This window comes from Prescottella equi (assembly GCF_002094305.1).
GTDB lineage: Bacteria > Actinomycetota > Actinomycetes > Mycobacteriales > Mycobacteriaceae > Prescottella > Prescottella equi.
This window is the reverse complement of record NZ_LWTX01000001.1, coordinates 977,323-997,886: the sequence shown is the minus strand read 5'-3', so window position 1 is coordinate 997,886 and position 20,564 is coordinate 977,323. Positions and strand designations below refer to the sequence as shown.

Annotated in this window: 7 protein-coding genes; 1 reads left to right on the top strand and 6 read right to left on the bottom strand. The window is 71.4% G+C overall.

Annotated elements, in window-relative coordinates:
- Positions 1-4: 4 nt before the first annotated feature.
- Both A6I89_RS04710 and A6I89_RS04705 read right to left on the bottom strand, forming a co-directional pair.
- Entirely contained in the window at positions 5-328 is a 324-nt protein-coding gene (locus A6I89_RS04710; protein ID WP_022596439.1) for a hypothetical protein, read from the bottom strand.
- A 145-nt stretch (positions 329-473) separates the two neighbouring features.
- A complete protein-coding gene (locus A6I89_RS04705) occupies positions 474-770 on the bottom strand; it encodes a hypothetical protein (protein WP_044991155.1) in 297 nt (98 codons plus the stop codon).
- Between the two features lie 183 nt (positions 771-953).
- Here A6I89_RS04705 and A6I89_RS04700 point away from each other — a divergent pair, with 183 nt between their 5' ends.
- Positions 954-2,093, top strand: coding sequence for a lipase family protein (locus A6I89_RS04700; RefSeq protein ID WP_022596443.1), 1,140 nt, complete (start codon positions 954-956; stop codon positions 2,091-2,093).
- Between the two features lie 16 nt (positions 2,094-2,109).
- Here A6I89_RS04700 and A6I89_RS04695 read toward each other — a convergent pair whose 3' ends face one another.
- The 4 genes from A6I89_RS04695 to A6I89_RS04680 form a co-directional block, all read right to left on the bottom strand.
- Positions 2,110-2,856 carry a Mut7-C RNAse domain-containing protein gene (locus A6I89_RS04695; RefSeq protein WP_022596444.1) on the bottom strand — a complete coding sequence of 249 codons (747 nt, stop codon included), beginning with the start codon at positions 2,854-2,856 and terminating at the stop codon, positions 2,110-2,112.
- A 61-nt stretch (positions 2,857-2,917) separates the two neighbouring features.
- Positions 2,918-3,301, bottom strand: coding sequence for a VOC family protein (locus A6I89_RS04690; RefSeq protein WP_013416313.1), 384 nt, complete (start codon positions 3,299-3,301; stop codon positions 2,918-2,920).
- A 105-nt stretch (positions 3,302-3,406) separates the two neighbouring features.
- Complete coding sequence (locus tag A6I89_RS04685; RefSeq protein WP_022596445.1) at positions 3,407-19,849, bottom strand: amino acid adenylation domain-containing protein; 16,443 nt, start codon at positions 19,847-19,849, stop codon at positions 3,407-3,409.
- A 192-nt stretch (positions 19,850-20,041) separates the two neighbouring features.
- Positions 20,042-20,362 (bottom strand): hypothetical protein, encoded by a 321-nt coding sequence (locus A6I89_RS04680; protein ID WP_005512623.1) that lies wholly within the window; start codon positions 20,360-20,362, stop codon positions 20,042-20,044.
- Between the last annotated feature and the right edge of the window lie 202 nt (positions 20,363-20,564).

The following is a 20,564-nucleotide window of genomic DNA, read 5'->3' as shown; positions in this document are numbered from 1 at the left end:
GCGGCTAGTCGGTGGGGCGGCCGATCGCGAACGCGGCGATCGCGGTACACACTGCCGTGAATCCGCCGACCACCAACCCGTCGGTCGTCGACCGCGAGCACCACCACGTCAGCCCGCCGGGAAACACCCCCGACGCGACGACGACGGCGTCGACCAGACGGACCGCTCCGGCGCGTGCGCGGCGAGCAGAGGTGTCGGAATCCGCCGGCGGGTGCCCGGGACGAGCAGAGGGCGGCAGATCGGCGGTCAGAAAGTCCGGTCCGCGGAACTCGGGAGGAACTTCGGTACGAGGAGGATTCCGATACGGCATCGCATACTCACCGTCCATGGTGGAGGGCTGGCACGGAGCTACGGTTCGAACTCGCTCGCCGGGTCCGCCCACAGAATAGTCCGCCGCGGCGCCGCTTCGACAGGACTCGAGACGGAAACCACAGCAACGCTACGGCTTCGGGGCGAATCGGCAAACGCGCCAGTCAGTGAGCGTCCGCGCGACGTTCGCTGACGGCAACGCAGATGTCGCGATCGACGGCGACCGCCCGAGCGGTGTCGACGTCCCCCACCGCGAGCAGTTCACGTTCGCGGTCGGTCAGTGCCTGGATGGCGCGCCCGAGTTCTTCGTCGTCCATCGCCCACGCCGCGGCATGCACCGGGGACGTTCGGGTGCGACTCCGCGTGCGCCATTCGTGCCACCCGAACCACCCGAGCAGTACCACCATCGCGAGGAGGGGCACCATCGCCAACAGCACGAGCCACGTCGGCGGCGTCGTCATCTCACCCGAATACACACCCGGATACTCGCCAGGCCCCATGAACACCCCCCGAAACGAAACTGCGCCCAGAGCTTTCGATGGTAGCGCCGGCGAATCCCGAGCGAAGATCGCGTCCCAGCCAGCAGAATGGGTGGTGTAGCGCACAACAGAGCATCGTCCCGGCGACGTCTGCGAGGTGACGCGATGACCGGAGCGTTCGCCCACCGGGCCGCGGTTGCGATGGTGACCACGGCGGCAGCCGTCGTGCTAGCGGGTTCTCCCCCGGCGCAGGCGCAAACTCCGGACGTCGCGTCGACGCCGGGGGCCGTCACGGCGGTGGAAATGCTCCCGGCATCGTCGTGGATCCCGGGGGCGGTCACCGGCACCAAGGTCACCTACACCACCACCGGACCGCTGGGCCGATCGGCGACCAGCACCGGTGCCGTCTTCCTCCCTCCCGGAGAGCCGCCGCCCGGCGGCTGGCCGGTCGTCTCGTGGGCGCACGGAACCGTGGGGATCGCCGACCGGTGCTCCCCCACCGTCACCGGGAAGATCGGTGGACCGTATCTCGCGCACTGGCTTTCGCAGGGTTACGCGGTCGTCGCCACCGACTACGTCGGTCTCGGAACGCCCGGCCTGCACCCGTACCTCGACGGGCCCACCGAAGCGAACAGCGTGATCGACATGGTGCGGGCGGCGCGGGCGGTAGAACCCGCCCTGTCTCCGCGGTGGATCGTGCTCGGACAGTCCCAGGGCGGCCAGGCCGCGCTGTTCACCGCGGCGCGTGCAACGGGTCGTGCACCGGAGCTCGACTTCCGGGGGGCCGTCGCGACCGGCGCTCCGTCGAATCTCGAGAACCTGACGACGCTCGTCACGCCGGGATTTCCCCGGCTCCCGCTCGAGGGCAGCACGGTGTTCGTGTCGTACATTCTCGCCGGGCTGCGGGCGGCCCGGCCGGACATCGACGTCGATCGGTTCCTCACGCCGGTCGGCCGCGATGCCCTCGCGGCCGCCGAGACCGAGTGCTACGAGACGATGGCCCCTAAGCTGGCGGGCGTCTCGATCGGCAGCCTCGTGTCGCGTCCGCTAGACGATCCTGCGCTGCTCGCCGCGGTCCGCGACATGCTCGAGGTCCCCACTACCGGGTACGACAGGCCGGTGTTCCTGGGACAGGGACTGACCGACGACATCGTGCCCGCACCGCTCGTGCTGAAGCTGGCCGCGGAGCTCGCCGCCAATCGGCAGCCGGTGACGTTCCGGACCTACCCGACCGGCCACCTCGAGACCATGCGCGCCTCTCTGCCCGAGACGACCGCGTTCGTGCGTGACCTGTTCACGCGGTGATCTGGGTGTGAACAGGTCAGAACCACACTCCGATCTCCGCCAACCGGGCCCGCAGCCGCGCCAGATGGCCACCCGGCCAGTACACCTGGCCGCAGTCCCCACACCGGCTGAACCGGCGCTGCTCGCGCAGCACACCTCCGGGCACCCGGCCGCGGGCCATGGCGGGCGTCGACGGCGCGATGAGCCCGTTGCAGCGCGCACACCGAGTGAGCGGCGCGATACGCGAGTGCAGCCGGAACCGATCGAGGACCTCCCGCAGTTGCAGCCGCGAGTCCGTCTCGTGCAGAAAGCCTCCGTAGACGAGCGCGGCACGTTCGAGCAGTCCGACGTCCCTGGTGAGCAGCACGCGGTCCTGGCCGCGGGACACTGCGAGCAATTCGTCGTCCGAGCGATCGTTCGAGTACACGCTGTCGAACCCGAGCAGGCGCAGATAGCGGGCGAGGCGACCGAGGTGCACGTCGAGCACGAACCGCGGCTCCCCCAGCGGCGGGCGCAGTGGCGCGATGTCGCCCAGGTCCAGGGACTGGAACGGCGGGTACACGGCGACCCGTTCGCCGCCGGTCAGCAGCCGGTCGAAGCCGACCGGTACACCGTCCACGACGATCAGATCTACCTCGGTGTGGGGAATGCCCAGCGATTCGATCCGGTCCTTGACCGACGGTGTTCCGGCGAACACGTCGGGAACGGTTCGCCGGCGCGCCGGTGGTCGCAGGAAGTCGTTCAGCTCCCCGTAGAACCGGAACTCGCAGTGCTGCATCGTCATCGCCGTATCGCCCCGACCGAGCGCCGACCGGCCGACTGTCCCGGCGTCGCCCGGCGTGTTGTCATCCTCCGGAACCGTAAGGCCGGGTGATGATCTCGAGATTGTGGCCGTCCGGGTCGTGGAAGTAGACGCCGCGGCCGCCGTCGTTGTGGTTGATCTCGCCGGGTCGTGTCTTGCGCGGATCGGCCCAGTGCTCCATTCCCCGCGCACGGATCCGGCCGTAGATGCTGTCGAAATCCGCTTCCGAGACGAGGAATGCGTAATGCTGCGCAAGCACGTCGACCGGCGACGTCGCGAAGTCGAGCGTAACCCCGTTGTCGAGAGCTACCGCCAGGAACGGACCGGCCGCCACGGGGTCGGGAAGACCGAACAGCTCGGTGAAGAAGTGCGCGGACACGGCTCTGTCCCGCGAGAACACGATGGTGTGGTTGAACGAGATCGTCATGGAAGACCCCTCGAGATTCGACGCCTCCATGCCTGACGCAGTCCGCCATCGACACGCGACGCTGCCCACCATGAAAGCACCGGATCGGCGCCCGCCGCAAGATCATCACGCGTGCCCGTCCAGGCACCGACCGACGAGCGGGCCGATCACCTCGAGCGCCTCCGGCGTGGTGAGCCGATTGTGGGTCCAGGACACCGATTGGATCCGTACCGTCCCGGAAACGTAAGGATCCCACGGTGTTTGCGAGGACGCCGAGGTCCCGTCGGCGGCTGCCACGTAGACCAGATCGCCGTCGAACACCTCCGGACGGTAAGCGCCACCGAGGTCGATCGTGTGCAGGTAGTCGTCGTAGAGGCGGCGCACGTCGGCGGCGGTGAGCGCCCCGTACGGTCCGTCTCCCTCAGCCAGCAACCGCGCCGCCTCCTCGGCGGTGAGGTCGCCGTCGACCGGGGCTTCGTCGACGCCCGCGAACTCGGCGAACAGCATGCCGAGGCTGGGGGCGGGTGCCGACCGCGGAACCGACTCCGCCGTCTGGGTGTCGAGCATGACGAGGGTGCCCACCTCCTCGCCGAGACGCCGGAGCCGCACCGCCATCGCGTGTGCGATCGCACCGCCCACCGAGTAGCCGACCAGGTGGTAGGGGCCGTGCGGCTGGACCTCGCGGAGCCGGTCGACGTACTTCCGCGCCAGCTCGTGCATCGTCGCCGGCGCATCCGCCCCGTCTGTCAGGCCGGGCGACTGGATGCCGTATACGGCCCGGCCGGCCGGCAGATACGGCAGCAGGCCCGTGTAACACCATGTCGACCCGATGGCCGGGTGCACACACACCAGAGGTTCCGTTCCGTCTCCCGGCCGCATCCGGACCAGGATGTCCTCCGCCGCGGGCTCGCCGCTGCCGTCCAGCCGGGCGGCGATCGCCGCCGGCGTGGGGTCGGTGACGACCCACTGCATGGGCAGCGCCCGGCCGAGCCTCGACTGCACCTCGGCGACGACCCGCACGGCACTGAGCGAGTTGCCTCCCAATTCGAAGAAGCTGTCGTCGACCCCGACCCGGTCGGCACCGAGGACGTCGGCGAACACGTCGGCGAGGGCCGCCTCCGTCTCCGTCTCCGGCGGCCGGTAGTCGACGGTCGCGAACACCGGATCCGGCAGCGCGCCTCGGTCGAGTTTGCCGTTGGAGTTCAGCGGCACGTCGTCGAGGATCGTGATCGCCGACGGCACCATGTAGGCAGGCAACGACGCCGCGGCGAGCTTCTTGAGCGCCGCGGCGTCCAGGGCACTGTCGGCTGCGAGGCGCACGTACGACACCAGCACGGTCTCTCCGGTGGGCGCCGTGTGCCCGAGCGACGCCGCGAACTCGACGTCGGGGTGCGCCGTCAGCGCAGCGTCGACGTCCCCGATCTCGATGCGCAGTCCCCGTATCTTGATCTGGAAGTCGGTGCGCCCCACGTATTGGAATCCACACGAGCCGGCGCGCCGCACCAGGTCGCCGGTGCGGTACAGGCGCGACCCTGCCGGGCCGAAGGGGTTGGCCACGAAGCGCTCCGACGTCCGCGCCGACTGGCCGCGATAGCCGCGCGCGAGGCACGGCCCGGACAGGTAGAGCTCGCCTTCGCCGCCGTCGGGCACCGGTCGCATCCAGCCGTCGAGCACGACGGCGCGCACCGCCGAACCCGGCACCGGACCGCCCAACGTGATGGGTTCGCCGGGTGCCAGAGTGTCGCTGGTGGTGACGCACACCGTGCACTCGGTGGGCCCGTACGCGTTGAGCAGGCGGGTGCGGGGGGCCCATTCGTCGACCAGTTCGGCGCCGAACAGCTCGCCGCCGACCTCGACCACTTCGACGTCCGGCAGCGCCGCCGGGTCCAGGGTGCCGCAGACGGCGGGGGTGACCAGCAGGTGCGTGACGTGTTCCTGTCGCGCGTACCGCTCGAGTTCGGGGCCGGCGTACACGTCGGGCGGCGCGACGACGAGGGTGGCTCCGGCGGCGAGCGCGAGCGTGAGTTCGAGGACCGACACGTCGAAACTGGGCGAACACACGTGCATGACGCGGGATCTCGGCGTGACGCCCTGATGTTCGATCTGTGCGGCCGCCAGATACGGCAGACCGGTGTGCGTGACGACCACGCCTTTGGGCGCGCCCGTGGACCCGGACGTGTAGATCAGATAAGCGGGGTCGGACACCCGGACCGGGTGTGTGCGCTCGTCGTCCCGAATCGGCAACGGGGAGAAGCGGTCCAGTTCCAGTTCCTCGAGCGGGAGCCACTCCGGTCCGCCCGGGAGCCCGTGGTGGGCAGAGGCGACGAGACCGACCGCGGCCGCACAGTCGTCGAGCATGTAGCCGATCCGCCCGGGCGGCAGATTCGGGTCGATCGGGACGGGCGCCGCACCCGACTTCGCGACGGCCCAGGTCGCGGTCACCGAATCGGCGGACCGCGGGATCGCGACGGGAACGAAGTCCTCCGGTCCCACCCCTCGCTCGACGAGGGCCCGCGCGATGCGGGACGAGCGCTCGTCCAGTTCCCGGTACGTCGTGTCGACGCCGTGCCAGCGCAGCGCTGTCGCATCCGGATCGACGGCTGCTCCCGCCGCCAGTGTCTCGCCCCAGGTGCGGGGGGTCACCGGGTGCTGCGACGCCACCTCCACGAGTTCCTCACGGCGTTCGGCCCCCAGCACGTCGATGCGCCCGACCAGCGTGTCGGGCCGGTGCGCGACGGTCGCGACGATCCGGGACAGCCGGGCCGCGAGATCCGCAACGGTCTCCGCGGGGACGGCCTGCGGTGCGTACCGCAGCCGCAGCCGCAGCCCCGCGTCGTCGAACGCCATCAGCGAGAGCGGGTAGTGGGTGGAGTCGAATCCCTCGACAGCTGTGACGCGGACACCCGTCGCGTCCGCGAGCCGACTGAGTGCCGTCACGTCCTGCGGATACGACTCGAGCACCATCGCGGTGTCGAAGAGTCCACCGAAGCCCGCCGCGTCCTGGATCGCGGTGAGCCCCAAGTGCTCGTGCGGCATCAGTGCGGCGCGCTCGGACTGCAACCGGGCCAGCAGATCGAGCGTCGTCTCGTGCGGGTCGAGCCGGACCCGGACCGGGACGGTGTTGATGAACAGCCCCACCATCGACTCCACTGCCTCGACGGCGGGCGGGCGTCCGGACACCGTGGTGCCGAACACGACGTCGGTTCCGGTGGTCATCTCCCCGAGCAGGATTCCCCACGCCGCCTGCAACACGGTGTTGACCGTGACGCCGGCCCGCTCGGCCGTCCGCGTCAACGCCACCGCAGTCGCATCGTCCACCGGAACGGCCTCGCTCGCAGTCGCCGACAGCCGCTGCCCGGCGGCGTGCGGCGCGACGAGGGTGGGTCCGGGCAGCCCGGTCAGTGCCCCGGCCCACGCCTGATGCGCGGACTCGGTGTCGCGGGCGACGAGCCAGGTCAGGTAGTCCCGGTACGGCGCCGCCGGGCGGGCCAGCGGCCGACCGCCGGTGACGTACAACTCGAACAGGTCGGAGACGAGCAGCGGCATCGACCAGCCGTCGAGCAGGATGTGATGGTTGGTGACGACGAGCCGACGGTGGCCGGCGCCGAGTTCGACGAGCAGGAACCGGATCAGCGGCGCCGTCCGCATGTCGAAGTGGTTCTCGCGTTCGCGGTCGATCAGCGCCTGATCGTGGCCGTCGGTGACGACGGCCACCGACCAGTCGACGTCCACGTGGTCGAGTACCACCTGCACGATCGTCCCGTCGGCGCGGTTGTCGAACGCGGTCCGCAGGCTCGGGTGCCGGTCCATCAGCGCCTGCGCCGCCACCGCCAACCGGACCGGATCGAGATCGCCGTCGAGGTCGAGCACCAGTTGCACGTGGTAGGCGTCGACGTCGTGTCCGGCGAGCAACGCGTGGAAGAGCAGGCCCTCCTGCAGCGGCGTCGACGGCCACACGTCCACCAACGTGGGATGCGCGCTCTCCCAGCGGACGATGTCCTGCTGCGTCGCCGTCACGAGGTCGAGATCGGACGGTGTCAGCCCCCCACTGCCCGGGCGGTCCGCGTACTCCGCGAGGGCGTGGACGGCACTGCGCCACAGCGCCGCGAACTCCTCGGCGCCGTCCGCGTCGAGGACACCCGGCGCGTACCGGACGGCGGCACACAGATGCGGCCCGTCGGCGAGGTCGACGACGTAGGCGTCGATCGCGAGCGTGCTCGGGACCGGCCCCTGGCTCGCGGCGTCGACCATCGTGTCCGGGCCGTCCGCGTCGAGTGACCACCCGGCCGCACCCTGTCCCGCCAGCCGCCCGAGGTAGTTGATCGACACCTGCGGGTCCTCGAGGTCGTCGAAAGCCGTTGCCGTGTCGGGATTGAGGTAACGGAGCAGGCCGTAGCCGATGCCGTGGTCGGGCACCGCGCGCCATTGCTCCTTGACCGCCGCGAGCGCCGCTCCGGCACTGTCGCCCGCAGCGTATGCGTCGCCGAGGTCGATGCCCGTGAGGTCGATGCGGACGGGGAAGCTCGTGGTGAACCAGCCCACGGTTCGCGAGAGGTCGGCACCGGGGAGAATGCGCTCCTCGCGTCCGTGTCCCTCCGCGGAGACGACGACACTCGCACGGCCACCGGCCCAGCGATCCCACCCGGCGACAGCCATCGCCGTCGCACACAGCACCGCGTCCGCCGGGGTCGCCCGGTACAGCTCCGGAAGCCGGCCCAGCAGTCGATGCGTCACGCTCGCGGGGATGCGCACCGACAGCTGCTCGGCGGTCATGTCCCGGTCCGGGTCGAACCGCCGGGCGCCGAGAGTCGGGTCGGCGGGTGTCAGAGCTTCTCGCCACCAGCGCAGTTCCGCGACCCGTTCCGGTGCGGCGGCGAGCCTAACCAGCTCGTGCGCCCACGTCCGCATCGAGGTCCCCACCCGCGGCAGTTCGGGTGCCGCGCCGGCCCGGGCCTGCTCGCACGCGGAGACGAGGTCGGCGAGCAGGATGCGCCACGACACCCCGTCGACGGCGAGGTGGTGGATGGAGACCGCGAGCCGTCCCGCCCGTCCGGGGCCGGTGTCACACCACACCACCTGCACCATCACCCCGGCCGCGGGGTCGAGACGGGCAACGGCGGCGGCCCGTTCCCACGACGCGACGGCATCGACGTCCGCGTCGTCGCGGACGTGCGAGCAGTCCACGCGCCGTAGGCAGGTCCCGGCATCGACCGAGCCGGGTTCGGCCACGACCAGGTGCAGGTCGGCGCCGGAACCGAGGCGGGTGGCGCGCAGCATGTCGTGGCGGTCGAGCAGCGACTGCAGCGCCACGCGCAGCTGTGCCCCCGTCGTGCCCGCGGGAATCCGGACGGTGACCGACTGCGAGAAGTGGTCCCATTCGCCGTGCCGGCCGCCGAGCCAACGGAGGACGGGTGTCGGCTCCACGGCACCCACACCGCCGCCGGCGATCTCCGCGAGCCTGGCGCCCCGGTCGGAGGCATCGCCGGCGCCCGCGGCGCCGACGACCGCGGCGAGACGCTCGACGGTCGGACGTTCGAACACGTCCTGCGGGGTGAGCACGATGCCCGCCTCGCGGCCGCGGGACACCAACTGGATCACCGTGATCGAGTCCCCGCCCAGGGTGAAGAACGAGTCGTCGGCGGCGACCGCGGGAACGCCGAGCGTCTCGGCGAACAGACCGGCGAGGAGCAGTTCCGCGGGTCCGGTGGGCGCGCGGCCGTGCCCGGTGAACGCTGCGAAGTCGGGCTCCGGGAGCGCGCGTCGGTCGACCTTCCCGTTGGCCGTGACGGGCAGCGAGTCGAGCACGACGACGGCCGCCGGCACCATGTACGGCGGCAGGATCCGGTCGACGGCGTCACGGACACCGACGGGGTCCAGGTGCTGATCGGGCGTGGGGACGACGTAGCCGACGAGACGGTCGTCGCCGCCGCGTTCGCCCCGCCGGGACACGACCACTGCGCGCCCCACGCCCCCGACGCGCAGCAGCGCCGACTCGATCTCGCCCAGCTCGATCCGGAAGCCACGGACCTGGACCTGGAAGTCGGTGCGGCCCAGGAACTCCAGTGCCCCGTCTGGTCCACGGCGGCCGAGGTCGCCGGTGCGGTACATCCGCCCGCCGGCGCCGCCGGGTGCTGCGACGAAGCGCGCCGCGGTGAGGCCGGGCCGGCCGACGTACCCGCGGGCCACGGCGTCGCCGGAGATGTAGATCTCGCCCTGCACTCCCGTGGGCACGGGGTGCAGCCGCGCGTCGAGCACGTCGACCCGGACACCCGGCAGGGGGCGGCCGATCACGGAGGCCGGGATGTCCGCGAGCACGTCCCGGGCGAGGTCCTCGGTGGTGTCGATCACGGTGGCCTCGGTGACGCCGTACATCTCCGCCACCCGGGCCCCACCCTGCGGAGACTGCGCGTACCAGCGTTCCACCTGCGCGGGGGCCAGTTCCTCGCCGCCGACGAACACGTACCGCAGCGCAAGCTCGACACCGGCGGCGTGGTCGACCAGTTGGTAGAAGGACGCGGGCGTCTGGTTGAGCACGGTCACCGACTCCCGGCGCAGCAACTCGACGAATCGGTCCGGCGAGCGTGCGACCGCCGGGTCGACCAGCACCGCGGTCGCGCCGATCGACAGCGGCCCCCACGTCTCCCACACCGAGACGTCGAAGGCGAAGGAGTGGAACAGCGTCCAGGTGTCGGTCGGCCGCAGGTCGAAGGCTGCGTGGCCGCCGGCCAACAACGCCACCGCGCTGCGGTGCGGCACCTGAACGCCCTTCGGCCGTCCGGTCGATCCGGACGTGTAGATCACGTACGCGGCGTTGTCGGGGTGCAGCGGGGCGGTGCGGTCGGCGTCGGTCACCGGCTGCGGCGACGCCGCGGCACAGGCCGCCCGCACCTCACCCGAGTCGACGAGGACGACGGGCGCCGGGAGGCTGCCCAGAGAGTGGGCCGTGTCCGTGGTGGTGAGCACGCACGTCGGCCGGGCCTCCCCGACGACGAAAGCGATTCGCTCCGCGGGGGATCCGACATCGACCGGCAGGTACGCCGCCCCCGCGAGCGTGGTGGCGATCATCGCGATCACCAGGTCGGCCGACCGGGGCAGCGCCAGCACCACCACGGTGTCCGGTCCCGCGCCGCGGGCGGTGAGCACCCGCGCCAGGCGGCTCGCGTCGGCGAGCAGTTCCTCGTACGTCGTGCGTGTCTCACCCGCGACGAGTGCCACGGTGTGCGGGTGCGTGGCGGCCGCCCGCGTGAACAGGGTGTCGAGCGTCGCCCCCGGCGCGCTCGCGGCAGCGATGTGTCCGGCCTCGATCGCCGACAGTTCGGCCTCGGTGAGTAGATCCACCTCCCCGACCGGGGCGTGTGGATCCGTCACGGCAGCAGCGAGGATCCGGCGCAGCCGTTCGGCGAACGTCTGCGCTGTCGATGCGTCCCACAGGTCGGTGGCGTAGGTGAGGTCCAGCCGCAGGCCCGCGGGTTCGCCGCGCCGCGTGAACGATTCGGAGACGCCGAGTTGCAGGTCGAACTTGGAGACCGCCGGCTCGCAGTCCACGGGTTCCACCTCGAGACCGGGCAGCCGCAGGTACCCGGACATGTCGGTCCGGTACTCGACGAGCACCTGGAACAGCGGCGCGTACGACGTCGACCGCTCCGGTGCCAGTTCGTCGACCAGGCGCTCGAACGGCAGGTCGGTACGGGAGAACGCGGTGAGATCGACGTCGCGGACCACGGCGAGGAGGTCGCCGAATCCGGCGCCGGTGTCGATCGGGGTGCGCAGCGGCAGCATGCCGACGAACATGCCGACGATGTCGTCGAGTCCCGCCTCACCGCGTCCGGACACCGGGGTGCCGATCACGATGTCGCGGGTGCCCGACAGCCGCGCGGCCAGCACCGCGAGCGCGGTGTGCGCGACCATGAACATCGTGGCGTTGCCGTGGCGGGCGACCTCCGCGAGCCGGGCGTGGTCGGCCGCGTCGATGTCGAAGCCGACGACGGCGCCCCGGAACGACTGGCGCGACGGCCGAGGACGGTCGGTCGGCAGCGGGATCAGCTCGGGAATGCCGTCGAGTGTGGAGCGCCACTGCGCGAGCTGGCGCCGGTACAGCGACTCCGGGTCGTCGGGGTCGCCGAGCAGGTCGCGCTGCCACAACGCGAAGTCGACGTAGTCGAGTGCCGGTGGCGCCCAGTCCGGTGGGCTGCCGCGACGGCGGGATTCGTACGCGCGCATCACATCCCGTGCCAGGGTCGTCATCGAGAACCCGTCCGCCGCGATGTGGTGGGCCACGACCGCCAGCACGTGTTCGGTGCGCGACATCCGGAGCAGCTGCGCCCGCAGCGGCACCTCGCGGCTCACGTCGAAACCCCTACCGATCAGTCGCAGCAGGTGCGCGGGCAGGTCGGCGCCGAGCACCGACACCAGCTCGGGACCCGGCGCGGCGTCGGGTTCGACGATCCGCTGCACCGGGCCGCCGTCCACGAGCGGGTACATCGTCCGCAGGGTCGGGTGCCGGACCACGACGTCGCCCACCGCGGCGACGAGCGCGCGTTCGTCGAGGTCACCGTGCAGGCGGACGGCCATCACGATGTTGTAGGCGTGCGACGCGGTGTCGAGTTGGTTGATCGACCACATGCGCGACTGCGCCGACGACAGCGGCACGACCTCCGGCCGGGGGTACGGACGCAGCGGCGGACGGCTCTCGGACCGTCCGCCGTGGCGGATCCGCGCGGCCAGGCCGCGGACGGTGGGCGACTCGAACAGCGCACGCACGTCCAGGTCGGCGTCGAGGGCCGCGCCGAGCCGGCGCGTGACGCGGGTCGCCATCAGCGAGTTGCCGCCGAGGTCGAAGAAGCTGTCGTCCGGTCCGATCCGGTCGATACCGAGCACCGCACGCAGGTGCCCGGCGACGATCTCCTCGATCGGGGTGAAGGGCGCGGCGCCCGTGGCGTCGACAGCGGCCGGGAAGTCCGGTTCCGGCAGCGCCTTCTGGTCGAGCTTCCCGGACGGCGTCAGCGGCACCTCGGGTATCGGGACGATCAGTGCCGGGACCATGTGAGACGGCAACCGTCGCGCCACGTGCGCCAGCAGTTCGTCCGGCTCGACTGCCGGATCGTCCCCGGACCGCACGTACGCGACGAGGACGGTCTCGCCCGACGGCGCGGTCCGCCCGAGCGTGGCCGCGAAGTCCACCGCCGGGTGATCGGTGAGCGCCGCGTCGATCTCGCCCAGTTCGATCCGGAATCCACGCACCTTGACCTGGAAGTCGCTGCGGCCCAGATACTCGAGGGTGAGATCCTCCCGCCAGCGCACGATGTCGCCGGTCCGGTAGAGGCGGTCGCCCGGCAGGGTGCCCTCGTCCTCCGCGGTAGGCCGATCGGTGGGGGCGACAAAGGGACTCGCGACGAAACGTTGCGCGGTCAGCCCCGGCCGGTGGTGATAGCCGCGCGCGATCGCGGGGCCGCCCAGATACAGCTCGCCGGGCATGCCGATCGGCACCGGCTGCAGGTGTGCGTCGAGCACCAACTCGACGAACCCCAGCGTCGGACCGCCGATCGTGACGGGCTCGTCGGGCGCCAGAGGTCCGGCGATGTTGGACATGATCGTGGTCTCGGTGGGCCCGTACGCGTTGAACATGAGCCGCCCCGGCGCCCAGCGCCCCACCAGTTCCGGCGGGCACGCCTCCCCCGCGACGGCCAGCGAGGACAGCGCGTCGAGGTCGTCCGGTGGCAGCGAACCCAGGACGCTCGGAGTGAAGAACGCGTGCGTCGCGCCGCCGGTCGCCAGGCCGCGCGCCAGCTCCTCCCCGCCGTACACCTCGGGCGGCGCGATCATCAGGTGAGCACCGGAACCGAACGCCATGAGCAGCTCGAACACCGACGCGTCGAAGCTCGGCGACGTGAACTGGGACACGCGGGCGTCCTCGGTGACGGCAAGACTCTCCCGCTCGGCGGCAACGAGATTCGCCAGACCTCGGTGCGTCAGTGCGACACCCTTCGGGATTCCTGTCGAGCCCGACGTGTAGATCAGGTACGCGGGGTTGTCGACGCGCACCGGCGCACGCCGGTCGGCATCGGAGAGCGGTTCGCAGGAGAGCTCGGCGACCTCGTGCCGGTAGCCGGCGGAGTCGATCGTGTGCCACGACACCGCGCCGGGCAACGTGTCGCGCCAGCGGTCGACCGTGAGCCCCACGCGCGCCCCGGAGTCGCCGAGCATGTGGTCGATACGCTCCCGCGGATACGTCGGGTCGACGGGGACGAACGCCGCGCCGGTCTTCGCGACCGACCACACGCCCAGCACGAACTCGATCGACCGCGTCACCCCGAGCGCCACGACGTCTTCCGGCCCGACACCGGCCGCGACGAGGTGCCTGGCCATCCGCGAGGACCGCTCGTCGAGTTCCCGGTAGGTGAGGATGCGGTCGGCGCACGACAAGGCCGCCGCGTCCGGGTCGATCCGGGCGGCGTCGCCGAGGATGTCGGGCAGTGTGCGGGGCCGGCGTCCGGCGCGGCCGTGGACAGGGGCGAGCCGGGCGTAGTCGGTGTCGGAGATCAGCCGCAGGCGCGCCAGTGTCCGGTCGGGCTCGGACGCGATCGCGTGGAGCACCCGCTCGAGACGGTCGGCGACGGTGTCGATCTCGTGCTCGTCGAACAGCGCAGGTGCGTAGTCGATACGGATCTCCAGCCCACCGTCTACGGATGCGGCCAACGCGAACGGGTAGTGCGTGGCGTCGTGGACCGCGACGTCCGCGACCCGCATCCCGGCGATGTCGGTGTCGGCGGTGAGCCCGCCCCGATCGATCGGGTAGGACTCGAAGACGGTGATCGTGTCGAACAGCGCCGCCGCCCCGGTCGCGCGCTCGATGTCGGCGAGACCGACGTGCTCGTGGTCGAGCAGGGCAGCCTGGTCGGCGTGGCAGCGAACGAGCAGTTCGCCGAGCGTCTCCGCCGGGTGCAGGGTCACCCGGACCGGGATCGTGTTGATGAACAGACCGACCATGTCCTCGATACCGTCCACCTCCGGGGGCCGGCCGGAGACGATCGCCCCGAACACCACGTCGTCGCGTCGGGTCCACGCGCCCAGCACGATCGCCCACGCCACCCGCACGATCGTGCTGAGCGTGACCCCGCGCGCCCGGGCGAGCTCCTCGAGTCGCGCGGTCTCGCCTTCGGTGAGCAGCAGCCGATCGGCGCGCGGCACCGTCGGCAGCTGCCGGCCTCGCTCGAACGCGCCGACGAGCGTGGGTTCGTCGACCCCGGCGAGCTCCTCCACCCATCGCTCGATCGACGCCGCTCGGTCGACCGTGGCCAACCATGCGAGGTAGTCCGCGAACGATGCGGACACCGGGACGTCGCGGGGGTCCGGTGTCGCGTACAGCGCGAGGAGTTCGCGGATCAACAACGGTACGGACCAGCCGTCGAGCAGGATGTGATGGTAGGTGAGCGCGAGTACGTACCGGTCGTCGGCGCCGCGAATCAGCAACGCCCGCAGGAGCGGTGGGATCGCCATGTCGAAGCGCCGGCGCCGGTCCTCGGCGAGCACCCGGTCGACGGAGGCGGGATCCGGCAGGTCGGCCACCGACCACGGCAACTCGACTCGACGCGGAACCGGTTGCAGCGGATCGCCGTCCGGCCCCGTGGTGAACGCGACCCGCAGGATCTCGTGCCGGTCGAGCAGCATCTGGACCGCGCGGTGCATCCGGTCGCCGTCCACCCGCCCGCGCAGCTCGAGCGTCAACTGGACGAGGTAGGGATCGGTATCCGTGCCGGCGAGTTCGGTCTGGAAGAGCAGCCCGGCCTGCAACGGCGACAGGGGCCACACCGCAGCGAGATCCGGGTACGTGTCCTCGAGCTGCTCGATCGTCTCCTGGTCGAGGTCCACCAGCGGCACGTCCGACGGGGTCAGACCGCCGGCGTCCGGGGTGCGGGACGCGCTCGCGAGCTCCCCGCACGCCGAACGCCACAGGTCGCCGAGATCCTGAACCTCCGCGGCGTCGAACAGGCTCTGCGGGTACGCGATCGAGGCGCGCAGCGTCGGGCCGGTCGCCGTGTCGACGGTGAGGAGGTTGATGTCGAGGGCCGCCGCGACGGGCATCTCGGGATCCGCGGACGCCCCCAGGTCGCCCAGTTCGTCGACCGGCAGCCAGGCTCCGTCGTCGCCGTCGGTCAACGTCGTACGCCCCAGATAGTTGATGCTGATCTGCGGTACGGGAGCATCCGCGAGGTCTGCGCCGTCCCGGAGGTAGCGGAGCGCACCGTAGCCGATGCCGTGGTCGGGGGCCGCCCGCAACTGTTCCTTGACGACTTTCAGTGCCTCCAAGACGCCGCCGCCCGTGGCCCCGGTGGCGGCGGCGCCGGACGTCACGGCCTCGAGGTCGATCCCGGTGAGGTCCAGCCGCACCGGATGGATGGTGGTGAACCAGCCCACGGTCCGGGAGAGGTCGGCGCCGGGAATCACGTGTTCCTCGCGGCCGTGCCCCTCGAGCAGGACGAGGCACGACGCGGTCGCGACACCGCGGCGATGCCGCCATCGCGCCAGCGCGATCGCCAGCGCTGTCACGACGGCGTCGTCGACGCCGCCGTGCACGGTTTCCGGGACCGTGGTCGACAGCGCGGCCGAGACGCTCTGCGGCAGCTCGACGAGTCGGGTCGCGACGGCGGCGACGACGTCCCGGTTCGGGTCGAGGTCGCGACGGCCGGGCGGCGGATCGGATTCGCCGAGCACTCCACGCCAGTACCCGGTTTCGGCCGCTCGTTCCGGCGCCGTGGCCCACTCGGTCAACGCGTGCGCCCACGTCCGCATCGAGGTGCCGACGTCCGGCAGAGTCGGCGGCCGGCCGTCCCGCACCTGCTCCCACGCGGATGCGAGGTCCGGCAACAGGATTCGCCACGACACCCCGTCCACGACGAGGTGGTGGATCACGAGCAGGAGCCGCCCGGGCCGATCCGGCCCGACATCACACCACACGGCCTGCATCATCCGGCCCGACGTCGGGGCGAGCCGTCCGGTGGCGTCCTCGCGGGCAGCGGCGAGAACACCGGTGAGATTCTCCTCCGGGTCGACCGCGATCCGGCGCAGCACATCCGGTGCCGCGACGTTGCCCGGCGGCGGCACCTCGAACCCCGCGGTTTCGGTCCGGAACCGTGCCCGGAGCATGTCGTGGTGGTCGATCACGGCCTGCAGCGCACCGCGCAGATCGGCTGCCGAGATCCCCACCGGCAACGCCACACACACGGACTGCGCCAGGCGCGACCACGGTCCGCCGCGTTCGACCAGCCAGCGCACGATGGGCGTCGGCGGCACGTCGCCCACCCCGCCGCCCGGCAGCTCGTCGAGCACCTCCACCGGGTGCTCGACGGATGTGGCGACCGCGGCGAGGCCGGACACCGAGAGTCGGTCGAACACGTCGCGGGGCGTCAGGGACAGACCGACCTCGCGGGCCCTCGACACCAGCTGGATCGCCATGATCGAGTCGCCGCCCAACGCGAAGAACGAGTCGTCGGCTCGTACCGTCTCGACCCCGAGGACCTCCGTGAACAGACGCGCCAGCGCCTCCTCGACCGGACCGGCGGGCGCCCGACCCGCCCCGGCCGCAGTTCCGAAATCCGGTTCCGGCAACGACTTCCGATCGACCTTCCCGTTGATCGTGAGCGGTAGCCGCTCGACGACGGTGACGACGGCGGGAACCATGTACGGCGGCAGGATCGCACCGATCCGCTCACGCACGGCGAGCGGATCGAGGACCGCACCCGCATCGGGCACCACGTACGCGGCCAGGCGCACCGCGCCGGCGTCCGACCAGCGCGGTACCACCACGGCGTCGGCCACCCCCGGGCATTCGGCAAGCGTCGCCTCGATCTCCCCCGGCTCCACCCGGAACCCGCGCACCTGCACCTGGGAATCGCTGCGCCCGAGGAAGACCAGCCGCCCGTCGGCGTCCCACCGCGCGAGATCGCCCGAACGGTAGAGCCGGTCGCCGGCGGAGAAGGGGTCGGCGACGAACCGTGCTGCGGTCAGTCCGGGCCGGCCGCCGTACCCGCGGGCCACCTGGCTCCCGCCGGCGTAGATCTCGCCGACCACACCGACCGGCACCGGGCGCAGCCGGCGATCCAGCAGGTGCAACCGCACCCCCGGCAGCCCGCGTCCCACCAGGTTGCCCGGCTGCTGCGCGCCGTCCGCGTCCATGACCACTTCGGTGAGGAAGACGGTGGTTTCGGTGATCCCGTAGACGCTCACGAGTACCGATGCGTCGTCGCCGTGGCGCTGCAACCAGGGCAGCATGCGGCGCTGGTCGTAGTCGTCGCCGCCGACACAGACCCGGCGCAGATCGGCCGGTGGCCGCGCCGCTGACTTCTCGGCCTCCGCGAACTGCAGGAACGCGGCCGGAGTCTGCCCCAGTACGTTAACGTGCTCGCGCCGCAGCAGGTCGACGAACGTGTCGGGAGATCGGGCGGTGTCCTGGTCGACCACGACGAGAGTTCCCCCGGAGGCGAGCGGCCCCCATATCTCCCACACCGAGAAGTCGAACGAGAAGGCATGGAACATCGCCCACACCGAGCCGTCCGCGGTGTCCAGCGCCTTCCGTGCGTTCGCCAGGAGCGTGCTCACGCTGGTGTGGGCGACCTGCACGCCCTTGGGGCGCCCGGTCGAGCCCGACGTGTAGATCACGTACGCGAGGTGCGCCGGGTGCAGGGGTCGTATCCGGTCGGCGTCGGCCACCGGCGCCCCGGAAAGTGTGCCGAGTCGCTCGGTGGTCGCGGCGTCGTCGAGCAGGACCACCGGGCCGACGACGGTCGACTCGGCGGCGACGTCGACGGTGGTCACCACGCAACCCACCGCGGCGTCGCGCAGCACGTAGTCACGACGCGAGGCCGGGGTGCGGGCATCGACGGGAACGTAGCTGCCGCCTGCGGTGACGACGGCCAGCAGTGTGACGATCAGATCGTCGGAGCGGTCCAGGACGACGCCCACCGGAACCTCCGGCCCCACCCCCAGGGCGATCAGCCGGCGCGCGAGCCGGTTCGCGCGAGAGGTCAACTCCGCGTATGTGAGCCGAAGGCTCCGCCAGACCACTGCGACCCGATCGGGGGACTCCGCGGCTCGGCGCGCCACCAGCGCGGGCAAGGTCTCCTCGACGTCGGCCCCCGGCCTCTGCCACGACGCCAGCCGGGCCGCGAGCGCCGCGGTGTCCACGAGCGGCAGTTCGCCGACGGGAGCCTCGGCGGGCGCGTTCAGCAAGGCGTGCAGCAGACGGGCGAACCGGTCGTGATGGGTGCGGAGGGTCGCGTCGTCGTAGAGTTCCGGATTGGCCTTGAAGTCGAGGCGAATCGGCCCGGCAGGCCCATAGCGGTAGACGTTGACGAGCAGATCCTCGATCGGCCCGGAGGAGAGGACGTCGAGCGCGGTGCGGGTGTCGCCGAGGCGCAGTTCCTCCGGGAACAGCATGAGGTTCAGCAGCGGTCCCGCGAAGCCGCGGCCGGCGCCGTGCGCGCCGCGATCCCGGCGCAGGTCCTCGTGCCGGTACCGCTGATGACGCAACGCACCGGACAGGGCCGCGGCCACCTCGGTCACCAGCTCCGCGACCGTCGTAGCGACGCCGACGGACACCCGCAGCGGCACGACGTTCGCAAGCGTGCCGCCGGAGCGGCGCAGTACCGCCGTCGTGCGCGAGGAGACCGGCAGACTCAGCACTACGTCCTCGGCGCCGGTGTGCCGCGCCGTGTACGCAGCGATCGCCGATGCGACGAGAACCGCGATGCTCACGCCGTACCGGTCCTGGGCCTCGTGGAGAGCCGCTGCGGTGTCGGGCGCGACGACACCACCGACATCACGCCCGAGTGCCCGTGCCGGCGCGGACCTCTCCGCGAGACTGCACCTTTCGGGCATCCCCGACATCCGCTCCGCCCAGTAGTCGCGGTCGGTCCGCCAGCGCTCGGAACCGACGTACGCCGTATCCGCGGCATTGACGGCATCGAGATCGGCGGCCCGGGCGGAGGGCGGCTCCCGGCCCTCGACGGCCGCGTTGTACAGATCTGCGACCCGGTAGAGCATGGTCGCCGCACCCACCCCGTCGAGCGCGATGTGATGGGCCCGGGTGTACCAGAACCAGCGATCGTCGGCGATGCGGAGGAGTACCGATACCGAGAGCCGGTCACGCAGCAGGTCCAGAGGAGCCGTCACATCGGTCCGCATCCAGGTGTGCGCCGCCGCCTCCGGATCCGGCTCGCCGCGCAGATCGATGATCCGGGTGCCCGTATCGAGCCGGGGATCCAGGATCTGGTGCGGCCGAGAATCGATCAGTACCAGACGAATCAGACCCGAACCGAACTCGCGGGCCGCTCGAGAACCGGCCCGCGAGAGAAGGTCGACGTCGAGCCGGCCCGGCCCCTCGCCGATGTCCACGTACTGGGCCACGGACATCGGTACGGCCGGATCGAGCTGCTGCGCCAGCCACTGTCCGGTCTGCGCGGGCGAGAGCGGCATCGGCTCGGAGCACCCACCGCAACCGCTCTCGGGTTCCGGCAAGGCTCCGTCGGCGTCCGTCGTGCCGGGCGCTGCGGCGACTCGGAAGGGCAGTTCCATCAGCTCGGTACGCGGCGTTGCGTGGACTGGATGGTCCGACGCCCGCCGTCGCCTCAGTCCTGACCGGGAGAGTCGATCCTCGTCGCGCGAGCGCCGGAGGCGTTCGACGCGGAAGGAATTGCGTCGATGTTCGTCATTGCCCCAACGATACGACGGACGGTCACCGCCGAGCGAGTGACGATTTCGTGTAGATCACCACTGAGGTGCGGCGACGAGTACGAATATCAGTCCGGCGACGACGCCGAGGGCGCCGCTGAGAATGCCGAAGAGGGCCTCGAGCGACTTGGGTTCACTCTCCTCCGAACGCGACGCGACGACGCCCGCCGCGATGGCACCGAGCCCGAGCACGATGCCGAGACCGAACGTCCAGAAAGTGATGACGGACAGCGCGCCGAGCGCGATCGAGGTGTCGCTGCCGGACCGGCGCAGCCAGTCCGTGACGGCTGCGAGAGGCCGGGAACTGTCGGTGGTGGGGTCTGGATCCGGAACGGGACGATCGGCGACGACGGACATCACGGTGCTTTCTCGAACGAACTACTGGTTGACGCGTGGCATCGGTGGGCGCACCCTCCGATGGGTCTTTCGGTTCGAACCGGGCGAGCGTTTCCCTCGGCGGCCGCTGCCCGACCGGCGACCGATCGACCGTGACACGAAATTAGCACTCTTCAGCCGTGAGTGCCAATCTTGCGTGAACCCGTGCAGTCCGGGCGATCAC